Genomic DNA, 23,078 nt, shown 5'->3' on the forward strand with positions numbered 1-23,078 from the left:
GAAAATAATTTTAAACAGGACGCTACAGGATGGCAATTTAAGACAGTACTTATAATTTTACGTTTAAGACTAAGAATATAATTGCTGTACTATAATTTTAAAATTAATTGAAGTCATTATATTAGTAGCTACTATTAACCACCCTTCAACAATAAATAATGAGACTGACCAAATCAAATTACTTTATATTATTATCTCTTTTCTGCATTTTCAATTTAGCAGCACAGGAAACTAATTCACCTTGGCCAAAATCTTCTAATATAAATCAGCCATGGGCGCGCTGGTGGTGGATGGGGAGCGCTGTTGACAAACCCAACTTAAAAAAGAGTCTTTTAGATTTTCATAATGCTGGAATTGGAGGCGTGGAAATTACTCCTATATATGGAGTCAAAGGAGAAGAAAATAATTTCATCGATTATCTTTCTCCAAAATGGATGGAAATGCTAGACTATACCATTCATGTATCTGATAGTCTTCATATGCAGGTAGACATGGTTTTGGGAACTGGGTGGCCGTATGGAGGATCACATGTAACCTTGCCTCATGCTGCTACAAAATTAATTGTAGAAAAATACCAATTGAAAAAAAATGAAACTTTCGACAGAAATATAACACTAGACAGCAGTAAAGAAAAAATTCCAGCAGAACTTTTATATGTTGTAGGATATGGAAGCGACGGATCTTTTGTCAATTTAACAGATCAACTGAAAAAAAATCAGACAAATTCAAAAGATAAAGGTATTGACGGAACTTCAGTGGCTATTCCAAATCAGCTTGAGCTAAATAAATTAAAATGGAAAGCAAAAAAAACAGATTATACTTTATATGCTGTTTTTAGCGGTAAAACCGGACAACAGGTAAAAAGAGCTGCTCCAGGCGGAAAAGGGTATACATTAGATCATTATTCAGAAGAAGCTTTTAATGCTTATGTAGTACCCTTCAATACTGCTTTTAAAGGCCGTGAAGGAAAAATAAGAGCTATTTTTAATGACAGTTACGAAGTTTACGGAACTGATTTTACGCCAACTTTTTTCGAAGAATTCCAAAAACTACGAGGCTATGATTTAAAAAAACAGCTCCCATTATTACTCAATGAGACTGACAATGAAATCGGAAATCGCATACGAAGTGACTACAGACAGACTATAGGTGATTTGCTTTTGAATAAATTTGATAAAAATTGGACACAATGGGCACACACTAAAAACTTTAAAACCAAACTTCAGGCGCATGGCTCTCCCGGAAATTTAATCGATTTGTACGCTGCTGCAGATATTCCAGAATGCGAAACTTTCGGCTCTATGCCATTTGATATTCCAGGTTTTAGACGCGAGAAAGAAGATATCCGCGAAGGCGATGCTGATCCTGCAATGTTGAAATTTTCATCCTCTGCTGCACATATTTCTGGTAAAAACTTAGTTTCGTCAGAAACATTTACCTGGCTGAGAGAGCATTTTAAAACTGCTTTATCGCAATGCAAGCCCGAGGCAGAAGATTTAATGCTTAACGGAATCAATCATATTTTTCTGCACGGTTCTACTTATTCTCCAACAAGAGCTGCGTGGCCGGGTTGGCAGTTTTACGCTTCTGTAAATTTTAATTCCAATAATAGTATTTGGGAAGATGCTCCTTCTCTATTCTCTTATATAGCGAACTGTCAGTCAATGCTTCAACAGGGAAAATCAGACAACGAAATTTTGATTTACTGGCCTATTTTTGATACTTGGGACAAATACCAAAAAGGAACATTATTTTTCGAATTTAAAATACACTCTTTGCAAGAATGGCTTCATAAAACTGCTTTTTATGACACTACTAAAAACTTGATGAAAAAAGGATATGGAGTAGATTACATCTCAGATAATTTTATTGCAGAAGCAAAAGTAATAGATGGAAAAATCAGCCTTTCTGGTACAACTTTTAAAGCACTTGTTATTCCTCAAACTAAAAAAATGCCTCTTGCAACTTTGAAGAAATTAATTGAACTGAAAAAAGCCGGAGCAAATATCATTTTTGAAGGACTTCCAGAATCGGTTCCGGGTTTTAACGATTATAAAAATCAGGAAAAAGAACTGCAAAATGTTTTAACAGCAAACAGCGAATTAGTAAAACCGGCTTCGGATATTTTTAGTGCTTTAGATGCTGCTAAAATATTCCCCGAAACACTTGTAGAAACAGGTTTAAAATACACTCGAAGAACTGTTGACGGAGAAAAAATATATTATTTAGTAAATCACACTACAAAAACTATAGATGATTTCATTCCGCTTCAAGTGGGTAATAAAGAGGTCGTAATTTTTGATCCATTAAATAGAGATTTTGGAAATGCTGTTGTAAAAAAATCAGATAATATTACATTGGTTAAGATTAAAATAGAACCGGGACAATCTTACTTTCTAAAAACAGAAAACACAGCTTCTCAAAAAAAATGGAATTATTATGAACCAACCTCAGAATCAATCGCTCTTAAGGGAAATTGGAAAATTAATTTCGATAAAGGCGGACCGCAATTGCCTCCTGGCGCCACTGTTTCTAATTTAGAATCATGGACAAAATTAGGACCAGAAGCCGAAGCTTTTTCAGGATCTGCAACATATACGCTTCAATTTGATAATCCGAATGCTAAAATAAATAACTGGAGTTTAAATTTAGGTGATGTCCGCGAAAGCGCAAAAGTCTGGATAAACAATGAATTTATTGGGACTGCTTGGTCTGTTCCTTATAAATTGAACATCGAAAAATTAAAACCTGGAAAAAATATTTTAAAAATTCAGGTTACGAATCTATCAGCAAACCGAATTCGCGATAAAGAATTAAAAGGCGAAGAATGGAAGATTTTCTACGAAATAAATATGGTCGATAAAGATTATAAAAAATTCGACGCTACAAAGTGGAGCCCAATGCCATCTGGATTGCTAGGGCCTATCACGCTCACTCCATTAAAACAAAACTAACTATTAAATAACCGATATTAAAAATGAGAAAATTACTTTTAATCTTCGCTATATGCTTTTTATATACAAGTACAGCAAGCGCACAACAGCCATTTGATAAGAAATTAGTTTTAAAACAAATGATTTTGGCTAATGATTATTTTATGCAAAAATGGCCAGAAACCGGAAAAACAATTGTCACTAATAAAGAACGTCCGAGCAATATCTGGACACGTGGCGTTTATTATGAAGGATTAATGGCATTGCACGAAATTTTCCCAAAAGAAGCCTATTATGATTATGCATATTCTTGGTCAGAATTTCATAAATGGGGTTTCAACGGAGGCAACATAACCCGAAATGCCGATAATTATTGTGCTGCTCAAACTTATATTGATTTATACAATTTAGAGCCAGATGCAAAAAAATTAAAAAATACAAAAGCAAATATCAGCATGCTTTTAAATACGCCTCAACTAGATGATTGGTCTTGGATTGATGCCATTCAGATGGGAATGCCTGTTTTTGCAAAAATGGGAGTTTTAGAGAAAGACAACCGTTATTTCGAAAAAATGTATCAAATGTATATGTATTCACGAAACAAACATGGCGACAACGGTCTATTTAACCCTAAAGATGGATTGTGGTGGCGCGATGCAGATTTTGATCCGCCGTACAAAGAACCAAATGGTGAAGACTGCTATTGGAGCCGCGGTAATGGCTGGGTAATTGGAGCTTTGGCAAAAGTGCTTACCATTATTCCTGAAAATGCACCTCACAGAGACCAATATGTAAAAGATTTAAAAGCTATGGCAACCGCATTAGTTCCTGTTCAGAGAGCAGATGGATTCTGGAATGTTAGCTTGCATGATCCTACAAATTTTGGTGAAAAAGAAGCATCTGGAACAGCTCTATTTGTTTACGGAATGGCATACGGAGTAAACAGCGGGATTTTGAAAAAAGAAACCTATTTACCCGTGATTCAAAAAGCATGGAATGCACTTGTAACTGAAAGTCTTCATACCAACGGAGCTTTAGGCTTTTTACAGTCAACAGGTAAAGAACCGAAAGACGGACAGCCATTATCATATGATAAATTTCCGGATTTTGAAGATTACGGTTTAGGCTGTTTTTTATTGGCAGGTTCAGAAATTTATAAAATGAAATAATGAAAAAGACTCTCTTATTTTTTGCTCTATTTATTTATAATACAGCTTTATTTTCTCAAGAATTTAAGAGAGAAAAATACAATTTTAATTCCGATTGGAAACTAAAAACTGGAGACTCAAAAAATGCTGAGTCTCCTTCTTTTAATGATAATTCATGGAAAAAGGTTACGCTTCCGCATGCTTATAATCAGGAAGAGGCTTTTGAAAAAGATATCGAACATCTGACTACAGGAATTGTTTGGTATCGCAAAAAGTTCAAACTTCCAAAAGGAATCAAAGACCATAAAATTTTCTTGGAATTTGAAGGTATTCGGCAAGCCGGCGTTATTTATGTAAACGGACACAAGGTTGGACTTCATGAAAATGGCGTCATGGCCTTTGGATTTGATATTTCAAATTTGGTAAAGCCGTTTCCACAAGAAAATCTAGTCGCGCTGCGAATTGATAACGATTGGAAATACAAAGAACAAGCCACTGGAGCATCCTTTCAGTGGAACAACATTAACTTTAATGCGAATTACGGAGGCATTCCAAAAAATGTTTTTCTGCATATTACAAGTAAATTATATCAAACGCTTCCACTCTATTCTAATTTAAAAACTACTGGAGTTTATATTTATCCCACAAAAATTAATATTCAGGAAGAAAGCGCTATTATAAACGCAGAAACTGAAGTACGCAACGAATTTGAAACTTCAAAAACAATTGAATATAATGTTAGTATTGCAGATCTTGAAGGGAAAACAATTGCTTCATTTTCAGGCGAAAAAACTACAATTTTGCCCAATGAAACTAAAATCATAAAAGCAAATAGCCTAATTGATAATTTACATTTTTGGAGCTGGGGTTACGGTTATTTATATACTGTAAAAACCATTTTAAAAGTAGATGGAAAAATTATTGATGAAGTTTCTACCAAAACAGGCTTTAGAAAAACTGATTTTAAAGAAGGTCAATTTTGGCTGAATGACAGAGTATTGCAAATTAAAGGATATGCACAGCGAACCAGTAATGAATGGCCGGCTATTGGAATGTCGGTTCCTTCTTGGCTGAGTGATTTCAGCAATAAATTAATTGTAGAAGGCAACGGAAATTTAGTTCGATGGATGCACGTTACACCTTGGAAACAAGATATCGAATCCTGTGACAGAGTTGGCTTAATTCAAGCAATGCCAGCTGGTGATGCCGAAAAAGATGCGCAGGGAGATACTTGGAAACAGCGCGTAAACCTTATGCGAGATGCCATTATTTACAACCGTAATAATCCGAGTATTATCTTTTACGAAAGTGGAAATGAAGTTATAAGCGAACCTCATATGCATGAAATGAAAAGTTTGAGAGATACATATGACCCTTTTGGAGGCCGTGCGATTGGTTCTCGAGAAATGCTTGACAGCCAAGAAGCTGAATATGGCGGAGAAATGTTATACATTAATAAAAGCGCCAAAAAACCATTATGGGCAACAGAATATTCTAGGGATGAAGGTCTTCGCAAATATTGGGATGAATTTTCACCACCGTTTCATAAAGAAGGTGATGGCCCTTTATACCGAGGAAATCCTGCAACTGATTACAACCACAATCAAGATCGCCATGCCATTGAAGATGTTGTTCGCTGGTATGATTATTACAAAGAAAGACCCGGAACCGGAAAAAGAGTAAATTCTGGCGGTGTCAATATTATATTTTCTGACTCGAATACACATCATCGGGGTGAAGAGAACTATAGAACAAGCGGAGAAGTCGATGCGATGCGTATCCCTAAAGACGGTTTTTGGGCACATCAAGTTATGTGGGATGGCTGGGTAGATGTTGAAAAATATCGCACACATATTATGGGACATTGGAATTATAATCACGCAGTGGTAAAAAACATTTATGTGGTTTCAACAGCTTCAAAAGTAGAATTATTCTTGAATGGAATTTCACAAGGTTTTGGAAAACGAAGCAGTGAATTCTTATTTACTTTCGAAAATATCACTTGGAAATCAGGAACTATAAAAGCAATTGGTTATGATGATGAAGGAATAATTTTAAGTGAAGATATTAAATCGACTGCAGGAGATCCTTCGGAAATTAGACTAAAACTAAACACACATCCGCAAGGTTTATCAGCAGACGGAGCTGATGTTGCTTTAATTGAGGTTGAGGTAGTTGATAAAAACGGAAATCGCTGCCCAATAAGTAATGATTTAATTTCCTTTTCTATGGACGGTCCGGCAACTTGGCTTGGAGGAATTGCTCAAGGTCCAAAAAATTATATTTTATCAAAAGAAATTCCGGTTGAAAATGGTATTAACAGAGTAATGATCCAGTCTTTGGCAAAAGGCGGAAAAATCAAAATTTCTGCTCAGGCAAAAGCATTAAAGCCGGCTGAATTAACTATTAACTCAAAAGCAGCTGAAGTCACAAATGGACTTTCGAAACAACTTCCTGGGAACAGCTTACCTTCAAACCTAGAACGTGGATCAACGCCTAAAAAGGTTTCTTACACACAAAAAAGAATTCCTGTCAATATCTTAAATGCAACGTCTCCATCAAACAATAATGATGCTTATAAAAGCTATGATGACAATGAATTAACAGAATGGAGAAACGATGGAAACATCAACACAGGATCGATAACTTATACCCTTGCAAAACCATCAGTTGTAAATGAAGTAACGGTTAAGCTGACAGGCTGGAGAACTAAAGTTTATCCAATCAGAATTTTAGCCGATGGAAAAGAAGTCTTTAAAGGAAATACAACCCAAAGTTTAGGTTATATTACACTTTCGCTGGAACCAATTTTAGCTGAAAAAATTACAATTGAATTGATTGGAGCTAACACTGAAAAAGACAGTTTTTCTAAAATTGTTGAAGTAGATCCAACAAAAGAATTAGATTTATATAAAGATAAAACATCAGTTGATGCAACTGGACAATTACGCATTGTTGAAATAGAATTTTATGAAAAAATCAAATAGTTTAAAACAGGCAAAAGCAATAATATTTTTAATGTTATGGATATCAATTCCTGCTTTTTCTCAAAAAAAGGAAATTCCATTATGGGATAAAATTCCTGATGAAATTCAAACAAAAGGATATTCTGAAGAAATCGATCATAAAAACGAAATTGCTGAAGGAGTTAGAAAAGTAACATTACCTACTCTTACAGCTTATTTTGCGAATGCTGAAAAATCGAATGGAACTTCCGTTATTATTTGCCCGGGCGGCGGTTATGGAATGCTGGCTATTAACAAAGAAGGTTATAAAGTTGCAGAATGGCTTAACACTTTAGGAATAAATGCATTTGTTCTAAAATACAGGCTCCCAAGTGATTTAATCATGAAAAACAAAACTATAGGACCGTTGCAAGATGCACAGGAAGCAGTGCGATTAGTACGAAGAAATGCTGTTAAATGGAAATTAAATCCAACTAAAATTGGTATTATGGGATTTTCTGCTGGAGGACATTTAGCCGCAACTTTGTCTACGCATTACAGCGATAAAGTCTATACTCCTTCTGATACGACAAGTGCTAAACCCAATTTTTCGATATTGATTTATCCTGTTATTTCAATGCAGGACGGCATTACGCACCAAGGCTCTAAAGATAATTTATTAGGAAAAAATGCCAATAGCGAGATAAGTGATAAATATTCAAATGAGAAACAAATAACTGCTGCAACACCAAAAGCCTTTTTGGTTCATGCGACAGATGATAAAGCTGTTCCCGTTGAAAATAGTATTAATTATTATTTAGCTTTAAAAAAAGAAAAAGTTTCTGCAGAAATGCATTTGTATGAAAGTGGCGGTCACGGTTTTGGTTTAGGTGTAAAAGGAACTAATGCTTCTTGGCCAAAAACATGCGAAAAATGGCTTAATGCAAATAATTATACCTTAAGTCCAGATGGTTATGTATTTACTTATTTTAAAGGAAATGGTGAAGACGGTTTGCATTTGGCCTACAGTGAAGACGGTTTAAAATGGAATGCCTTAAAAAATGATACTTCATTTTTAACTCCAGAAGTAGGAAAAGATAAATTAATGAGAGATCCTTGTGTGATAAAAGGCGGAGATGGCCAGTATCATATGGTTTGGACAGTAAGCTGGACAGATAAAGGAATTGGTTATGCCTCTTCAAAAGATTTGATTCATTGGTCAAAACAGGAATTTATTCCAGTAATGGAACATGAAAAAAAGGCTCGCAATACTTGGGCTCCCGAAATTACTTACGATGAAAAATCAAAAAAGTATATGATTTATTGGGCTTCTACTATTGAGGACAAATTTCCAGAAACAAAATCAGATGAAGAGAAAGGATATAATCATAGGATTTATTATACAATAACAAAAGATTTTAAAAAATTTGCTAAAACGAAACTGCTTTACGAGCCAGGTTTTAACGTCATTGATGCAACAATTGTAAAGCAAGATCAGGAATTTGTAATGTATTTAAAAGATGAAACACGTAATCCTGTACAGAAAAATTTAAAAATTGCAATAAGTAAAAATTTAACAGGACCTTACAGTAAAGCTAGCGAGCCAATAACCGGTAATTATTGGGCAGAAGGGCCTACAGCAATCAAAATAGATAATAATTGGGTGGTTTATTTTGATAAGTATACACTTAAGAAATATGGAGCTGTAAAACAAACTTCAAAAGGCTGGGAAGATATTTCAGATCAAGTAAGCTTTCCAAGCGGAACACGTCACGGAACTGTTATAAAAGTTTCAGCAGATGAAATCAATATATTAAAAAAAGAGTAAACAATAAGCAATTAGTATTTTACTATAATAAAAAAGTAGGTTATTGAGCAACCGATAACCTACTTAAAAAAAAAATAAACTAACGTAATAACTTCTGTTAAGAAGTTGATTACTATAAATCAAACTACATTAAAAAAAATAAAGCTTTATAAAAATTATCAAATTGTGTTGGGAGAATTGGAGTATTTTGAAGTCTTGATTCCAATGTTATCTTATTCAAATTTAAAGTCATTTTAAAATGTTGCTTTAAATCACTAATAATTTGTGATCGTGTTTTTGAGCTATCTAATAAAATTAAGTTTTTAACTTCCTCTAAAAAACTTAAACTATTATACAACTGCTTGTTAAAAAGACAAACTAAAACATTTGCTTCTTTTTTATCTAATTTTAGATATTCAATCATTTCAAATTTATCATAAACAACAAATATAGAACGATCATAATCTTTAGAATTATTTTCATTTTCCAATAAAAAAGAGCTTTCAAAGAAATCAAATTCATCTTTAAACTTTTTTTTAAACATTTTTAAGAAAAACCCTTTATTATCCCGCACTAAAACCTTTTCCTTTTCCATTATTCAATTAAAATTGTTCTTGTTAATATACTTTAAATCAAAGCACTTAGTTTATTTAAAAACTTAGCGCTTAAAAACCGGGCAAAGGTATTTTACAATTTTTGCTTTGAGTAACTTGATAAGACATGAAACAGTTAAAATAAGGTTTTTTATGAGACGCAAAACAATGTATATCAATAATTTAAAACCCTTTTAATACCTATCTTTCAATATTATATTTAATAAATTTTAGCAGGATAATGAATTATTTGATCAAACTTTTATAATAGGAGTTACGTTACTTTCTACAAAAGTTAGCAGTTTTTCCATATTTCTTTCATCATTATATTTGTTAGAAATTGAAATTATATATCCATTTCTTTCTTTTACATACAGAAAGAAAAAATCTTTAGTCAAAATCGCCTTTTCAATTTTAATCCATTTATGAGTTATTTCACCTAGTGGTGAATGTACATTTATTACAGTGTTATTAAAATTAAGTTTGTATTTCCCAATAATGCTTTCAAACTTGGATATTTTTTTTAACAACCTGAAAATAAGCCTACAAATTGTATTTACAAGTGAATATTGAAATATTAGAAAGAATATTATAACAAATAAATTTCTTATAATCCATATTGTAAAATCATTACCAGTAGTTAAGTTGAAAAAATCATAGACAATAGAAAAAAATAAAAGAAGACTAAAAAATATGCTAACTCTTTCTTTGTATAAATTTTTAAAATACATTTTATTTAATTTCCTTATTTCAACAACATTCAATTCAAACTCCAAGGAAAAGTTATTTATACTGTCCATTTTGTATGTGATATTTATTTATTTGAACCTTCTGAAAAATTAGATAGATTAATCTTCCAACAGTTCAAAATTAATACAACCACAGTTTATCTTTCTAGCAGATACGTCAATTAAATATCAGAATAAGACTTTTTATAAGAATGGATGTAAAAAACACATGGCTGTTTTTGAAAACAATAAATAAGAAATATTCCTTCAAACTTTTCATCTTTTTTGTGCATCAAAAAAAATTATAAAAATCCCTTAATAAGACAAAAAAATATCAGAAAAAGGCTTAAAAAACAATACTATTTATTTTGTTTTCAAATAGTTAAATAAACTTATTATTTTACAATCTTAACTAAAATATTTAGTTACTTTTGAATTTAATTTAAAATAAATATAAATAATTTCTTACTTTTTTTAAGTGTGTTTTTTAAGGTAAAAATTAAATCTCAATTGCCTAAAATATTTTCTTTTTAGATTGTTTTTTGTAATTCCATTTAATTACTAAAAGGTTATTCTTAGCAAAGAAAAAACACTAACAAACATATAATCAATAAATTAACTTAAAAATTATTAACTTTATATATTAAATTCATTATGCCATTGAAAACAATTCATCATTCTTACAGCGCAGATTTAAATTGGGTAGAGCCCTTTGCTAAACAGTTCGGAGGAAAAGTTGAAGGCAATTTCATAATTATTCCAGAAGATTTACAGTCCGGAACAAGATATTTTTATGATTGTGGAGACGGTATTATTGCCTATTATATTAATGTAGAATATAAAAAGACCTTTCATTTAATACAGAGAAACGAAAACAAAGATTTCGTAGGAATATACTATAATCTTACCGATGGAGAAGCTAGTGTTTCCAGTACTGATTTCACTTATAATTTTGGAAGATGGCAATATAATTTGGCAGTCATTGATGGAAATTTAGAATCTAGTTATAAAGTTAAAAATGGAAGCAAAACATTTGCACTATGTATCTTTATAAAAAGGAGCAATATCGAAGAATATGCAAAGAAAAACAACATTCAATTTCATAATATGAATAGGATGGTTGATCCATCAAAAAATACTATTGTGCGATTCGACAGAATGAGTAACGAAAGCTTTCATCTTTTAGACGACTTAAGAAAACTAAAAACTGGAGGATCTGTGTTTAATTTAAATTTAGTTGGAACTGTACACTTGCTAATCTCAAATTATTTAAAAAAAATAGCCAGCAACCGTATAATTATTCAAACGGTCAACGAAACTGATCTTGCTAATATTATTAATATACAAATGTATTTAATTGATAATGTTGAAGGTCATTTTCCAAGTATTAAAATGATGGCGAGTATGGCAAATATGTCTGAATCAAAATTTAAAAATTTATTTAGAAAAATTACCGGTATCACACCAAACGTCTTTTTTATGGATAATAAATTGCTATTAGCCAAAAATCTTTTGGAAAAAAAACAATTGTCTATTTCGGAGATATCATATAAGCTCCATTTTACTAATAACTCCTATTTTGCTTCAAAGTTTAAACAGCATTTCGGATTATCTCCAAAAACTTTTATTAAACAATTGTAATTAATGCCAAACATCAGAATGTAGTAATAATAACTAATCTCCTTTATGAAAAAAATTACACATTTTTATAGTTTAGGTCCCGAGTGGCAAAATCAACTTGCTGAAGAAATGGGAACGAAAGTAGTAGATGATAAAATAATTGTTGTGCCCGAAAATATAGGCCGAGGACATACTTATTTTACTCAAATTACATCTGGTATTTCTGCATTGTTTTTTGACATTGAATTTAATACTCCTGTTAAAATAACCAGGCTAAAATCTGATCACTATTTATATATTTTTCATTATGATTTAAGTGAACATGTCAATTTAATCAAAATCAATAATAAAGACTATGAGATTGGTTCTTTTGACAAATTAGATCTTGCTATCATCGATAATAAACTGGAAAGTTCATTTAAACCAGCTGTTAATGAAAGAACAATTGCTTTACGGATTTTAGTCGATAAAAATTTATTAAACGATTTTACAGAAAAGTATCCTAGTAAAGAAATAACAAAAAATAAAGGCAAGTCAACACAAAACACACTTTATCATTATGGCAATATTGATAGTAATAGTCTTTTGCTCATTCAAGCCATTAAAAGCAAATCTATTTATGATTTATCATTTGATTCATTTTTAAAAGGGGTTTCATTAAAATTATTAGGGAATTTTTTTAATAAATTCTATAATATTGATACTGCTCAAAATGAAATCACTGATGTTGAAATTGAAGCAATAACCAAAACAAAAAACTATCTTCTTGATAACTTATATGGTCCATTTCCTTCGATAGCATTTTTATCAGCTTTAGCGGGTATGTCTGATTCAAAATATAAAATGTTATTTAAGAAATATTTCAAGGATACGCCAAATAACTTATTTATTGTAGAAAAAATGAGGCTTGCTAAGAATCTACTACAAAGTGGAAAATTTAATACATTAACAGAAATAATCTATGAATTAAATTATAATAAGCTAACTTATTTTAGCTCAAAGTATTATGCCCTTTTTAAAAGAAAGCCTTCAGAAGATTTCGTAAAAAAATTATCATAAGTATATTTATATAACTTAAAAGTTAAGGTAAAATATTTATTAAACTCTTAATTATCAGAATTAATGCTAAATGCATGAGTAATTATTATAAAATAAAAGGGTATCAGAAATGATACCCTTTTATTTTATTTATACTTTCGTGATATTCACGAAATTATTTATTGAAATTAATAATAAATTCAGAACGTCTGTTAAGCTGATGTTCTTCTTCAGAACATTTAACACCATCAGCACATTTATTAATTAATTGACTTTCTCCATATCCTTTGCCAGTAATTCTATCTGCTCTTACACCTTTGCTCAAGAGATATTTAACTGTTGATTTTGCTCTTCTGTCAGATAATTTTAGATTGTAATCAGCATTACCACGGCTATCAGTGTGTGATCTAATATCAACAGAAATATTTGGATAATCTTTTAATACCTGAAGTACTTTATTTAGTTCGATCTCAGAAATAGGTTTAATTTTATCACCATTAAAATCAAAATAAATTGGCTTTAAGTCCAGCTGTTTTGTTAGATCGCCATTATCTGTTATAGTTTTGTTATCTTCTGAAATAAGGGAATTCGCATTCGGATCACTAATCAAATATTTATTTATTTCAATTGTCTGATTCCTCTGTTCTTCAGCTATATGAAGATCTTGTTTCTCTTGATAATATCCCGTTTTATCATAAGTCAAATAATAGTCCCCTACTGGAACTTTCAATAAATACTCTCCTGCATTATCAGTATAAAAATCATCTAACTTATTCTGATTTTTATCATAAACAGTGATCTTAACTTTTGGAAGTAATTCACTATGTTTTTTGTCATATACTTTTCCGTATACAAGTATTTCATACTTTATAGTATTATGAAGTTCAGTAAAGCTATATATCTGATCTTTTGAAGTTCTGTTTGAAGCAAAAAAACCTTTATGAGTATCTGGGTTAACAATATAACCAAAATCATCTTCTGTAGTATTAATTGGCTGGCCAACATTTACTACTTTATAAGAATTATCTTTTTGTTTAATTCCCTCAAAAACATCAAGTCCACCTAATCCAGGATGTCCGTCAGATGCAAAATAAAACTCTCCTGTTTTAGATACAAATGGGAAAGTTTCTCTTCCAGCTGTATTTATTGATGGACCTAAGTTTCTTGGTTCTCCAAAAGTACCGTCTTGTTTTATCTCTACCTCATATAGATCAGTCTGTCCTAAAGTACCAGGTCTGTCAGAAGCAAAGATTAAAGTTTTACCATCTGCACTTAATGCTGGGTGTGCATTCGAAAAAGATTTATCATTAATACTTAAATCTTCAATATTAGTCCAATTACCATTGTGCAAAGTTGCTCTGTAGATTTTAAGACGGTTTGTATTTGTATCATCTTTTCCAAATTTACCGCCTAAATAATTACTTCTGGTGAAATAGATTTGATTTCCATCTTTTGTAATTACAGGAGTTGACTGGTGGTAAACTGAATTTATTTTTCCACTAATTTTTTTAGCATCTGTAAGATCTCCGTCATCAGTCATCGTTGCTTCATACAATTTAAAAAATGGTTTTCCATTCCATTTGTCAATATATTTTTTAACAACATTTGTATCTCTTGCAGAAGTAAAAATGACTTTATTGTCTTTATAAAAAGCAGGTCCATAATCAGAAACCTGAGAGTTTATACTTACTGGCTTAATTGTAAAAGGATTTGAATTATTCAATAAATCTTGCAAATAATCCGTACTTGCTGAAATAGAAGTATTTCCTGACCTTGCATTGTATATTCTGATAATTTTTGCTGCATCATCATACTGTCCATTAGACTTTAGCGTTTGTGCATATCTAAGTAATTGTATATTAGGAATAACAAAATTATCTTTAGTTTTATACATCTGATCATATGCTTTTAAGGCATTACCATATTCGCCATTTAAAAAGTAAGCCTCCCCCAATTTTGAATAAAGTGCCGGTGAACCATATTTTTTTTCAATAAGTTTATTATACAATTCACTTGCACTTACAAATGCATATTGATCGTAATCTTTTTCTGCCTGATTAATTAATTTGTTTTGCGAATACGTATTATGTATACTAAACAATATTATAAAAAGTAATATGTATTTTTTCATGAGTATATTTATCTTCATTATTAAAAGAATCTTGGATTAATCAATCGTTTGTCAGATTTATTGAATAAATCAAATCTTAAGAAAATTTCATGCGATCCCGAATTATAATGTCCCAGTTTTGTTGTGTCATAATCATAACCATAACCTACCATTAAATCATTTGTAACTTGAAAACCAGCTAAAGCGCTTACTGCAGCATCCCAACGGTATCCAGCTCCAAGAGTGAATTTCTCATTAATTAAAAAGTTTGCTGATAAATCAACAGCTACTGGTGCACCAGGAACTACTTTTAATAATGCGGCCGGCTTAAATTTTAAATTTGGATTAAGATCGAATACATATCCTCCCATTACATAAAAATGTGATTCCTTACTGTATACCGATGAAGCGACATCACTGTAATAACTTGTTTTTAATAATTTAGGAACTGATATTCCAACATACCAATTATCATTATAAGCATAAACACCCGCACCTACATTTGGTGAAAATTCAGATGGGGAACCAGTTAAATATTGATCAGGAGATTCACGATTTAGCTTATCATAATCAACTTTAAAATTTTCAATACCCCCTGATATACCGAAAGACATTTTCCAATCGTTCTGACCTAAAATCAATGTATAAGCATAACTTGCTGTAACTTCTGTAGTTTTTGATGGCCCGATTTGATCACTCACTACGTTTAAACCAATTCCATTACCATGATATCCTAGAGGACTTTGAATCGAAAAATTCATTGTTTTTGGAGCGCCATCTAATCCAACCCATTGTGTTCTATACAATCCCATAGCACTAATAACACCGCTCGAACCAGTATAAGCCGGATTGAATGTCATTGTATTGTACATGTATTGCGAATATTGAGATTCTTGTTGCGCTGAGGCACTAGAAATCCCTAGCAACAATATTGCTGCCAGACAAAAAATATTTTTCATTAGTTCTAAATTAATTTTTGATTCTTAAATTCTAAGATTATTGATTGTTGATGTACAGATATCCTGATTTTTCAACCATTTTAGTTTCTTTTTTATAGCTTAATATGTAGAAATAAGTTCCCGTAGGAAGTTTGTCACCTCTGTTAATAGTTACGCGTCCATCTGAATATCCTCTGAACATTACGTCAGTTTCATTATATGAATTAGCTTCATATACTTTTACACCCCATCTGTTGTATATTTCAACTTTATTTTCAGGATATTTATTTATACCTTCTATATGGAAACTATCATTTATTCCATCTCCATTTGGCGTAATTGCATTATACACAATCAAATCATCTTTATCTGTATTCTTTTTAGTAACAATTGCCATTGTAAAAATGCCATATCCTTTTACTGGACCAGTCAACAAATGTGAGTATGTTTCTCCGGTTATCTCATTACTCAAAACACCCCCTTCTCTAACCCATTTTGATGTTGTTTCATCCCAACGTACAATTGCTAACTCTGTTCCTGAAGTTTGTGTGAAAAAGTCAGAAGGTGTAGTATCTGTATCTAGAGTAAGACTCAAAACAATTTTTTCATCTCCTTCATTCTGTCTTACTTCCCAATATTCTTTATCATTTATAAGTTGAATTCCTGATTCTTTACTTGTATGAGGATATTGATTTCCTGAATTTTTATTAAAATATTGTGTTGTATACAGATTATTCACAGAAGAATTAGCCGCATGTACCGATGGTCTATAAAATTGGCCATCACCCACTGGGAATTCAAACATTTTCTGTCCTTTTTTTTGTACTTTTCCATCAACAAAACTCTGGTCTCCTGTATTTTTATGAACAGCGTTTTCATTAAAAACTACCAAACCATCATAATCATCAGCATCAACAATTCCTTTCTTAAAATCCGCTTCTTTATTGACAGAAAAAGTTGTAGCTAAATGAAATGGAATTGGAGAGTTCAAATTGTTAAAAATTATATTTTGAAAACCTGATGGTTGTCCACCCTCTAAAATTTGATCTTGCTCACCTATAAAAAAGGTTTTACCGTTTGCTGCAGTATTATAACCAACTACTCCCTCATTTTTCCAATTTTGAAAAACGTAAACCTCACCGTCATTAATAAATTTTCCTGAAGATGCATTTTCATAATCCATGTAGATAGACAATATTGTATTATTGTCTACTTTCACATCACCATTATTAACCATTTGAGCATTTACTTTATAAGAAGAAAATAAGCCGGCAAAAAGACCTAATGCACAATAAGAACATTTTTTACTTGCCATTCTAAAAGCTGGCAGTTTCACATTATATAAATTTTTATTTTTCATAAATAGGCATATATTTATTATATAAATTACACTTTGAATTAGGCCGTAAAATTAATTGATCAATAAAATTTACCCCTCCCTTAAAAGTTATTGCTATATCATAATAGGGTTAAATCAATTCTGCTTTACCACATCATTTATTTATTGATTTCACAACAATTAAACGGCGCAAAGTTCTGATTATCAATATCAATTTTTAGCCTGTAAAAGTTTTTAAACTTATAGATTAAGACATATCTATATATTACAGAATGTATGCCTATGAAATTTTACTAAGAAATATTTTAGGAGAAGATTAGTTAAACTATTTATAACAAATAAAAAAAATGACTAATAAGTAAATACTCACAAAAAAAACGAGTGACATCACTTTTTTTTGCTTAAATGCTGAATAACATGTTAAATTGATTAATTTTATCATTAAATATAATCAGCAAAACATAAATATTTGCTGATACCTAAATTTCTAAATGTGTCACAATCAGCTTTATTTTTAGCAGGCGAAATTCTAAAACGTGCAAAAGAGCAAAACATAGGAATTTCTAACATGTCGCTTCAAAAGCTTCTTTTCATTGCAAATGGGCTATATCTTGCAAAAAAAGGTAAGCCATTATTCAATGAACCTATTGAAGTATGGCCATACGGACCTGTAATAAAATCAGTATATCATGAATTTAAAGAATATGGTAATACGGATATTAGAAAAATTCCGATTGCATATACTATGAACCTGGATAAGGAATTTGATGCCACTGCCAATGAGGCTATCAACTTCGCTTTACAGGTGGCTCAAAATCTTAATGCCATTCAACTATCCAACTGGACCCACCTTCCTGAGTCTCCTTGGGCAAATGCAAGAAACAATAATGACGATTATATTTCAAACGAGTCTATTGCTGAATATTTTCAGAGATTCATAGAACAACAAGAACAATTATAAGAAGCATGGCAGCAAACGTTTCAGGTTTTAATCTTAATAATTTACTAGATGATGCTACAGCAGCTCCAACAAGTCCAGTATCTATTGCTGAATATATGTCATATGAAAAACATATTCAGGAAATAAAAAATTCTGATCAGAATATGGTCGAACGGAAAAATTATGCTGAATATATTTTTAGCTTTACCTGCCTTTGGTGTATTGCAATATTATTTATATTGATTTGGAAAGGAATGGGAAAATTAAATTTATCTGATGAAATAATTATTACATTGATTGGATCATCAACAGTGAATGTTTTTGTTTTCTTCCGTTTAGTCACAAAATATCTTTTTAACGAGGCAAAATCAACATAAAGTCTAAGTTACTGCTATAATTATCTATAAAAAAACCCGATTGTTTAGCTCAATCGGGTTTTTATATTCCTTGTTTTTACAATAAACTTATTTATTTTTTATCAATTATTTTTTGAACCAGCAACTTCAAGTTTTCAACTTCTTCTTTAAGACTTACTATTTCTGCTTGTTGTTCTTGTACTGCTTTTACTAAAGGCACTACAAATCCTGCATATCGCAGACTATAAAAATCATTCTCGCTTTGCGGTTTAACAATACCATTAAATTCATATCCAATACTATTTGCAGCAGCTTCTACTTCCTGAGCTATGAAACCTGATTGTAATTCTGTAGGACCTGTTTTCATTTTATAAGTTACTGGACGTAGTTTATTGATAAAGTTTAAACCATAAGTACTGGTAACGATGTCTTTTTTCAAACGAAAATCTGACCCTATCGACCACTCCACAGCTCCACCAATACTTGTCATTGAACTATTTCCTATTTGTACTGTATTTGAACCTCTACCAATAGTGTTATACCCAATAACAATCTGATTCGTCTCGTTATTATCGTGCGGTGCAGAAAATGATCCAATAAAAACTGATTGTTTACTCGATAAATAAGCATTTCCTCCACCACTTAAATGACCAATTCCCACATTATTAGAACCTATAATTTTATGAAGTGCTTGATCGCCTACTGCAGTGTTAAAACCTTCTTGTGTAACATTATCAAGTGCATGATAACCTATTGCAACATTTTGTGTACCTGTAGTAACTTGAGAAAGCGCATTAAATCCAACTGCTACATTAAACATTCCTGAATCATTGCTACTTAAAGCACCATAACCAAAAGCTGTATTATCTCCTTCTACCGAACTTCCTAAGGCATTTTCTCCAAAAGATGTATTACCTCCTGAGGTTCCTATTCTACCACTTAAAACGCTATTTCTCTTGAAAACCAAATCCATATCATCTGTAGTACCTATAAAGTTCGTTCCAGCCGTTGTTCCTGCATTTCCTCTTACATCCCATTTTTTGACTATTTCTTTTGCCAAATCTTCAATTGCACCTTGTACATTTATTGAAGGTACTGCAACAGTTACATTTGGCACTGCAGCAATTGAAGTACTTGGTGTTTGAGATGCAGTTTCAATAGGTGAAGAAATCACATAAGGTTCCTCTTCAGTTCCTTTACCTTTTACAGTTACATTTGTACCTTCAATTGTTTTACCACCTAATCCATTAATTCCTGGTACACCTTGAGAACCTTGCTGTCCTGGTATACCTTGAACACCTTGCTGTCCTGGTATACCTTGAACACCTTGCTGTCCTGGTATACCTTGAGGACCTTGTTTCCCTTCTTCTCCTTGAATACCTTGCTTTCCTGTTTCTCCTTGAACTCCTTGAGCGCCATCGTTACCTTTTGGACCTCTCAACCCTTCTAATTGTTCCTCTGTGAAATCTTCATATTTGAAATTTTTCCCATCAACTCCGTTAGTTCCATCATTACCTTTGGGACCTCTCAAACCTTCCAATTGTTCCTGTGTGAAATCTTCATATTTAAAATTTCTTCCATCAATCCCGTTGGTTCCATTAGTACCATCCTTTCCATTTATTGAAGTGAAAGTCCATCAGAGTTTTGAATGTAAACTGTATTAGTTTCCTTATCGGTGTAAATATTAATATTCTCACCTGGGTAACCGTCTTCACCTTTATTTCCAGGAGCACCGTTGCCGCCTGCTACTCCAACTGCACCATCTTTACCATCTTTTCCGTCCTTTCCATTTATTGGCGTGAAAGTTCCATCAGAGTTTTGTATATAAACTGTATTAGTTTCCTTATCAGTGTAAATATTAATATTCTGACCTGGGTAACCGTCTTGACCTTTATTTCCAGGAGCACCATTACCTCCAGCTACGCCAACAGCACCATCTTTACCATCTTTACCGTCCTTTCCATTGATTTTAGCCCAGGTCCCATCTGGATTTTGAACATATACATCACCTGATGAATTATCTGTATATATAAGAATATCTTCTCCTGGATAACCTGGTTCTCCTTTATCACCCGGAGGCCCATCTCCACCAGTTGCTCCACAACATTTTGCCGCTTCATCAGAAACTGCAATTCGATGCCATTTATCAATATACCAGTAATAATATCCTGGTTGAATATCAGAAGCGGTCGCAGTATTAAATACCAGCAAGCTATTTACATTTCCGTTTTTGATTGTAGTTGCATCTGTTGAGCTCGTTAAAGGAACTCGCGAAATCAATATCCCTTTATCTGAAGCGATGACTTCTAATTGTGCTGATTTATCTGGCTTAAGTGTCCCAATACCAACTTGGGAATACCCTACGTATCCACTTAAAACTAAAAGTAGTGGTAAAAATTTATTCTTCATTATTTCTTTTTATTCAATTAAAAGCTATGAAAATCAATAAATAAGATTTACAAAGCCTGTCCATAAGCCATTTGCTGTTTTTTTGACGGTGCAAATTTCTTTCAGTTATGAAAACTTATTTACTCCTGAAAGTTTTAATTCTATTAGATTAAGACTTTTTTTTATGTAAGCAAAAAAGCCCACTGCAAGTTGCAGTTGGGCTCTATTATTTGCCTGTGTAAAAAAGATAATTAGTAATCTTATTTGTTCAACAATTTTTGCACAAGTTCTTTTAACTCCTGAATATCTTTTTGTTGCTGTTCAATTTGAGTTTGTTGTTTCTCAATTTGAGTTTGCTGTTCTTGCACTGCCTTTACTAATGGTACTACAAATTCAGAGTAACGGAGGCTATAAAAATCTTTATCACTTTGTGGCTTAACTACCCCACTAAATTCATATCCAATATCATTTGCTGCTGACTCAACTTCCTGAGCAATGAACCCTGACTGTAAACCTGTAACTCCTGCTTTCATTTTGTATGTTACCGGACGTAATTTAGTGATGAAATTTAGACCAAAATTACTCTTTACGATATCCTTCTTTAAACGAACATCTGAAGGGTTTGACCACGCCACCTGACCTCCAATGCTTGTCATCTGATCATTTCCTATTTGTACTGTATTTGAACCTCGTCCTCTGCTATCATGACCAATAACGATTTCATTTTCATCATTATCTTTCTGAGGATAAGCTTTATTACCTATCACAACAGAATTTTTTAATGAAGTAAGTATCTGTATACTATTCTCCACACCATAATATCCCCCTGCTTCCATTCCAATAGCAATATTATTGTTCCCTCTGGTTAAACCGCCTAACGCCGCTGCTCCCAATGCGATATTAAAACTGGTAGTTTCAGATTTCGCAAGTGCAAACCCTATAGCAATATTCTGATTTCCACTTAAATTGGCATTAAGTGCAGATAATCCTATTGCAACATTATCACTTCCAGTATTATTTACCTGAAGCGCTTGCAGACCTATTCCAACATTCTCAGAACCTATTGTATTACTAGCAAGAGTATGCGTACCAAAACCTACATTTGAATTTCCTGTAGTATTACTCATAAGAACATTGTAACCCACCGCTATATTATTAGAAGCCGTATTTACTTTAAGTACATTGTAACCAATTCCTACACAATAGCTACCTGTATTATTTTCTAGAGCATTTATTCCGAAAGCTACTGCATATTTTCCTGTATTTGCAACTGATGAATTATATCCAAAAGAAGTGTTAAGTAAACCGATTCTTCCACTCTCAAATCCATTTCTTTTAAAAACCAAATCCTGATCATCAGTTGTACCTATAAAATTTGTTCCAGCAGTTGTACCTGTATTACCATTGATGTTCCAACTATTATTAACTATTTTACGTAATACACCATTAGCATCCATTGATAGAATTTGATCTGTTAATGCACCTGTTTGCAATCCTGTAATTGCTAAAGTATTGCTTGCTGTAGTCGTTAAAACTGAAGGCTGTATTAAACTTCCTCCAAACTGAACAGTACCGTTTGTAATGGTTAAACCGTTATTTGCTGCACCAGGGGCACCTGGATAAAAAGTTACTTTTTTTCCATTTGGAGTAACAACCGTTTCAGATGTTTGTGCCATAATAAATCCAGATTGAATTAATAACAGCATACATATTATTTTTTTCATATTTAAGTCACTATGTTTCTATGATTTACAACCATATTATTATTAAAAATTTATAATTTACTTATTTGAAAACTACGCATTCTTATACACAAGAATACGTAGCTTCAAAAACTCTGATTTTATTTTGAATAATCAATTATTAAATTGTCATTTGCCATTAATGTATACGAGCCATTATTTCCAGGATTGTAAGTAACTACTTTACCGCTTACAGAAATTGCATCTTTATCGATACGGACTCCATTTATATATAATTTCACTTTTGACAAAGCAGAAGGCGTGTCTGATAATGTAAAACTAGATTGACCTGCATTAGCTATAAATTCTTCTATTACTTGTTGAGGAAGTACTGCATTTACAACATACGGATTTGCAACCGTGCCATCGCCTGTAATCTTAATGTTTGTTCCTTCCATTGTTTTACCGCCAATACCATCAATACCTTTTTCTCCTTTTAAAGAATCTTTATCG

The 23,078-nt window shown here is 32.1% G+C and carries 16 protein-coding genes; 8 read left to right on the forward strand and 8 right to left on the reverse strand.

Annotated elements, in window-relative coordinates; translation table 11 throughout:
* Positions 1–158 precede the first annotated feature (158 nt).
* From IRZ83_RS14290 to IRZ83_RS14305, 4 genes are read left to right on the forward strand one after another with little or no spacing between them, the layout of a single operon-like run.
* A complete protein-coding gene (locus IRZ83_RS14290) occupies positions 159–2,954 on the forward strand; it encodes a glycosyl hydrolase (protein ID WP_194569760.1) in 2,796 nt (931 codons plus the stop codon).
* A gap of 23 nt (positions 2,955–2,977) precedes the next feature.
* A complete protein-coding gene (locus IRZ83_RS14295) occupies positions 2,978–4,102 on the forward strand; it encodes a glycoside hydrolase family 88 protein (RefSeq protein WP_194569762.1) in 1,125 nt (374 codons plus the stop codon).
* Positions 4,102–7,068 (forward strand): glycoside hydrolase family 2 protein, encoded by a 2,967-nt coding sequence (locus IRZ83_RS14300; RefSeq protein ID WP_194569764.1) that lies wholly within the window; start codon positions 4,102–4,104, stop codon positions 7,066–7,068. Before IRZ83_RS14295 ends, IRZ83_RS14300 begins: the two co-directional genes overlap by 1 nt.
* Positions 7,052–8,854, forward strand: a complete 1,803-nt coding sequence (locus IRZ83_RS14305) for an alpha/beta hydrolase fold domain-containing protein (protein ID WP_194569766.1) — start codon at positions 7,052–7,054, stop codon at positions 8,852–8,854. Before IRZ83_RS14300 ends, IRZ83_RS14305 begins: the two co-directional genes overlap by 17 nt.
* A 124-nt stretch (positions 8,855–8,978) precedes the next feature.
* Here IRZ83_RS14305 and IRZ83_RS14310 read toward each other — a convergent pair whose 3' ends face one another.
* Complete coding sequence (locus tag IRZ83_RS14310) at positions 8,979–9,428, reverse strand: hypothetical protein (RefSeq protein WP_194569768.1); 450 nt, start codon at positions 9,426–9,428, stop codon at positions 8,979–8,981.
* A gap of 1,386 nt (positions 9,429–10,814) precedes the next feature.
* Here IRZ83_RS14310 and IRZ83_RS14315 point away from each other — a divergent pair.
* Together IRZ83_RS14315 and IRZ83_RS14320 are read left to right on the forward strand one after the other, a co-directional pair.
* The gene (locus IRZ83_RS14315) at positions 10,815–11,795 is read left to right on the forward strand and encodes a helix-turn-helix transcriptional regulator (RefSeq protein ID WP_194569770.1); all 981 of its coding nucleotides are present in this window, start codon (positions 10,815–10,817) and stop codon (positions 11,793–11,795) included.
* Positions 11,796–11,840: 45 nt separating this feature from the next.
* Positions 11,841–12,833 (forward strand): helix-turn-helix domain-containing protein, encoded by a 993-nt coding sequence (locus tag IRZ83_RS14320; RefSeq protein ID WP_194569772.1) that lies wholly within the window; start codon positions 11,841–11,843, stop codon positions 12,831–12,833.
* Between the two features lie 154 nt (positions 12,834–12,987).
* Here the strand turns inward: IRZ83_RS14320 and IRZ83_RS14325 are convergent, their stop codons facing one another.
* Genes IRZ83_RS14325 through IRZ83_RS14335 form a run of 3 tightly spaced genes read right to left on the reverse strand, consistent with a single transcriptional unit; the run spans position 12,988 to position 17,220 of the window.
* Positions 12,988–14,943, reverse strand: coding sequence for an OmpA family protein (locus IRZ83_RS14325; protein ID WP_194569774.1), 1,956 nt, complete (start codon positions 14,941–14,943; stop codon positions 12,988–12,990).
* Positions 14,944–14,963: 20 nt separating this feature from the next.
* On the reverse strand, positions 14,964–15,881 hold the full coding sequence (locus IRZ83_RS14330; protein WP_194569776.1) for a type IX secretion system membrane protein PorP/SprF: 918 nt from the start codon (positions 15,879–15,881) through the stop codon (positions 14,964–14,966).
* A 37-nt stretch (positions 15,882–15,918) separates the two neighbouring features.
* On the reverse strand, positions 15,919–17,220 hold the full coding sequence (locus tag IRZ83_RS14335; RefSeq protein WP_194569779.1) for a gliding motility-associated C-terminal domain-containing protein: 1,302 nt from the start codon (positions 17,218–17,220) through the stop codon (positions 15,919–15,921).
* A gap of 472 nt (positions 17,221–17,692) precedes the next feature.
* Between IRZ83_RS14335 and IRZ83_RS14340 the strand changes: the two genes are divergently transcribed.
* Complete coding sequence (locus IRZ83_RS14340) at positions 17,693–18,160, forward strand: Panacea domain-containing protein (RefSeq protein WP_194569781.1); 468 nt, start codon at positions 17,693–17,695, stop codon at positions 18,158–18,160.
* Between the two features lie 5 nt (positions 18,161–18,165).
* A complete protein-coding gene (locus IRZ83_RS14345; protein WP_029272632.1) occupies positions 18,166–18,516 on the forward strand; it encodes a hypothetical protein in 351 nt (116 codons plus the stop codon).
* A 91-nt stretch (positions 18,517–18,607) separates the two neighbouring features.
* On the opposite strand, the gene IRZ83_RS14350 is transcribed toward IRZ83_RS14345, so the two are convergent.
* The 4 genes from IRZ83_RS14350 to IRZ83_RS14365 all read right to left on the reverse strand — a co-directional run.
* The gene (locus tag IRZ83_RS14350; RefSeq protein ID WP_194569783.1) at positions 18,608–20,035 is read right to left on the reverse strand and encodes a tail fiber domain-containing protein; all 1,428 of its coding nucleotides are present in this window, start codon (positions 20,033–20,035) and stop codon (positions 18,608–18,610) included.
* Positions 20,036–20,112: 77 nt separating this feature from the next.
* Positions 20,113–20,904: a hypothetical protein gene (locus IRZ83_RS14355; RefSeq protein ID WP_194569786.1), complete on the reverse strand. Its 792-nt coding sequence runs from the start codon at positions 20,902–20,904 to the stop codon at positions 20,113–20,115.
* A 239-nt stretch (positions 20,905–21,143) separates the two neighbouring features.
* On the reverse strand, positions 21,144–22,589 hold the full coding sequence (locus IRZ83_RS14360) for a tail fiber domain-containing protein (RefSeq protein ID WP_194569788.1): 1,446 nt from the start codon (positions 22,587–22,589) through the stop codon (positions 21,144–21,146).
* 137 nt (positions 22,590–22,726) lie between these two features.
* Positions 22,727–23,078, reverse strand: a 352-nt coding sequence (locus tag IRZ83_RS14365; protein WP_194569790.1) for a hypothetical protein, incomplete at its 5' end; no start/stop codon positions are given.

This window comes from Flavobacterium sp. JLP (assembly GCF_015350755.1).
In the GTDB taxonomy this organism is placed as follows: Bacteria; Bacteroidota; Bacteroidia; order Flavobacteriales; family Flavobacteriaceae; genus Flavobacterium.

Excerpts from the sequence above, each read along its gene's own strand:
- IRZ83_RS14360 (WP_194569788.1), bottom strand. The coding sequence starts at position 22,589 with ATGCTGTTATTAATTCAATCTGGATTTATTATGGCACAAACATCTGAA.
- IRZ83_RS14355 (WP_194569786.1), bottom strand. The coding sequence starts at position 20,904 with ATGAAGAATAAATTTTTACCACTACTTTTAGTTTTAAGTGGATACGTA.
- IRZ83_RS14335 (WP_194569779.1), bottom strand. The coding sequence starts at position 17,220 with ATGAAAAATAAAAATTTATATAATGTGAAACTGCCAGCTTTTAGAATG.
- IRZ83_RS14300 (WP_194569764.1), top strand. The coding sequence starts at position 4,102 with ATGAAAAAGACTCTCTTATTTTTTGCTCTATTTATTTATAATACAGCT.
- IRZ83_RS14310 (WP_194569768.1), bottom strand. The coding sequence starts at position 9,428 with ATGGAAAAGGAAAAGGTTTTAGTGCGGGATAATAAAGGGTTTTTCTTA.
- IRZ83_RS14345 (WP_029272632.1), top strand. The coding sequence starts at position 18,166 with ATGGCAGCAAACGTTTCAGGTTTTAATCTTAATAATTTACTAGATGAT.
- IRZ83_RS14305 (WP_194569766.1), top strand. The coding sequence starts at position 7,052 with ATGAAAAAATCAAATAGTTTAAAACAGGCAAAAGCAATAATATTTTTA.
- IRZ83_RS14295 (WP_194569762.1), top strand. The coding sequence starts at position 2,978 with ATGAGAAAATTACTTTTAATCTTCGCTATATGCTTTTTATATACAAGT.
- IRZ83_RS14330 (WP_194569776.1), bottom strand. The coding sequence starts at position 15,881 with ATGAAAAATATTTTTTGTCTGGCAGCAATATTGTTGCTAGGGATTTCT.
- IRZ83_RS14290 (WP_194569760.1), top strand. The coding sequence starts at position 159 with ATGAGACTGACCAAATCAAATTACTTTATATTATTATCTCTTTTCTGC.
- IRZ83_RS14320 (WP_194569772.1), top strand. The coding sequence starts at position 11,841 with ATGAAAAAAATTACACATTTTTATAGTTTAGGTCCCGAGTGGCAAAAT.
- IRZ83_RS14325 (WP_194569774.1), bottom strand. The coding sequence starts at position 14,943 with ATGAAAAAATACATATTACTTTTTATAATATTGTTTAGTATACATAAT.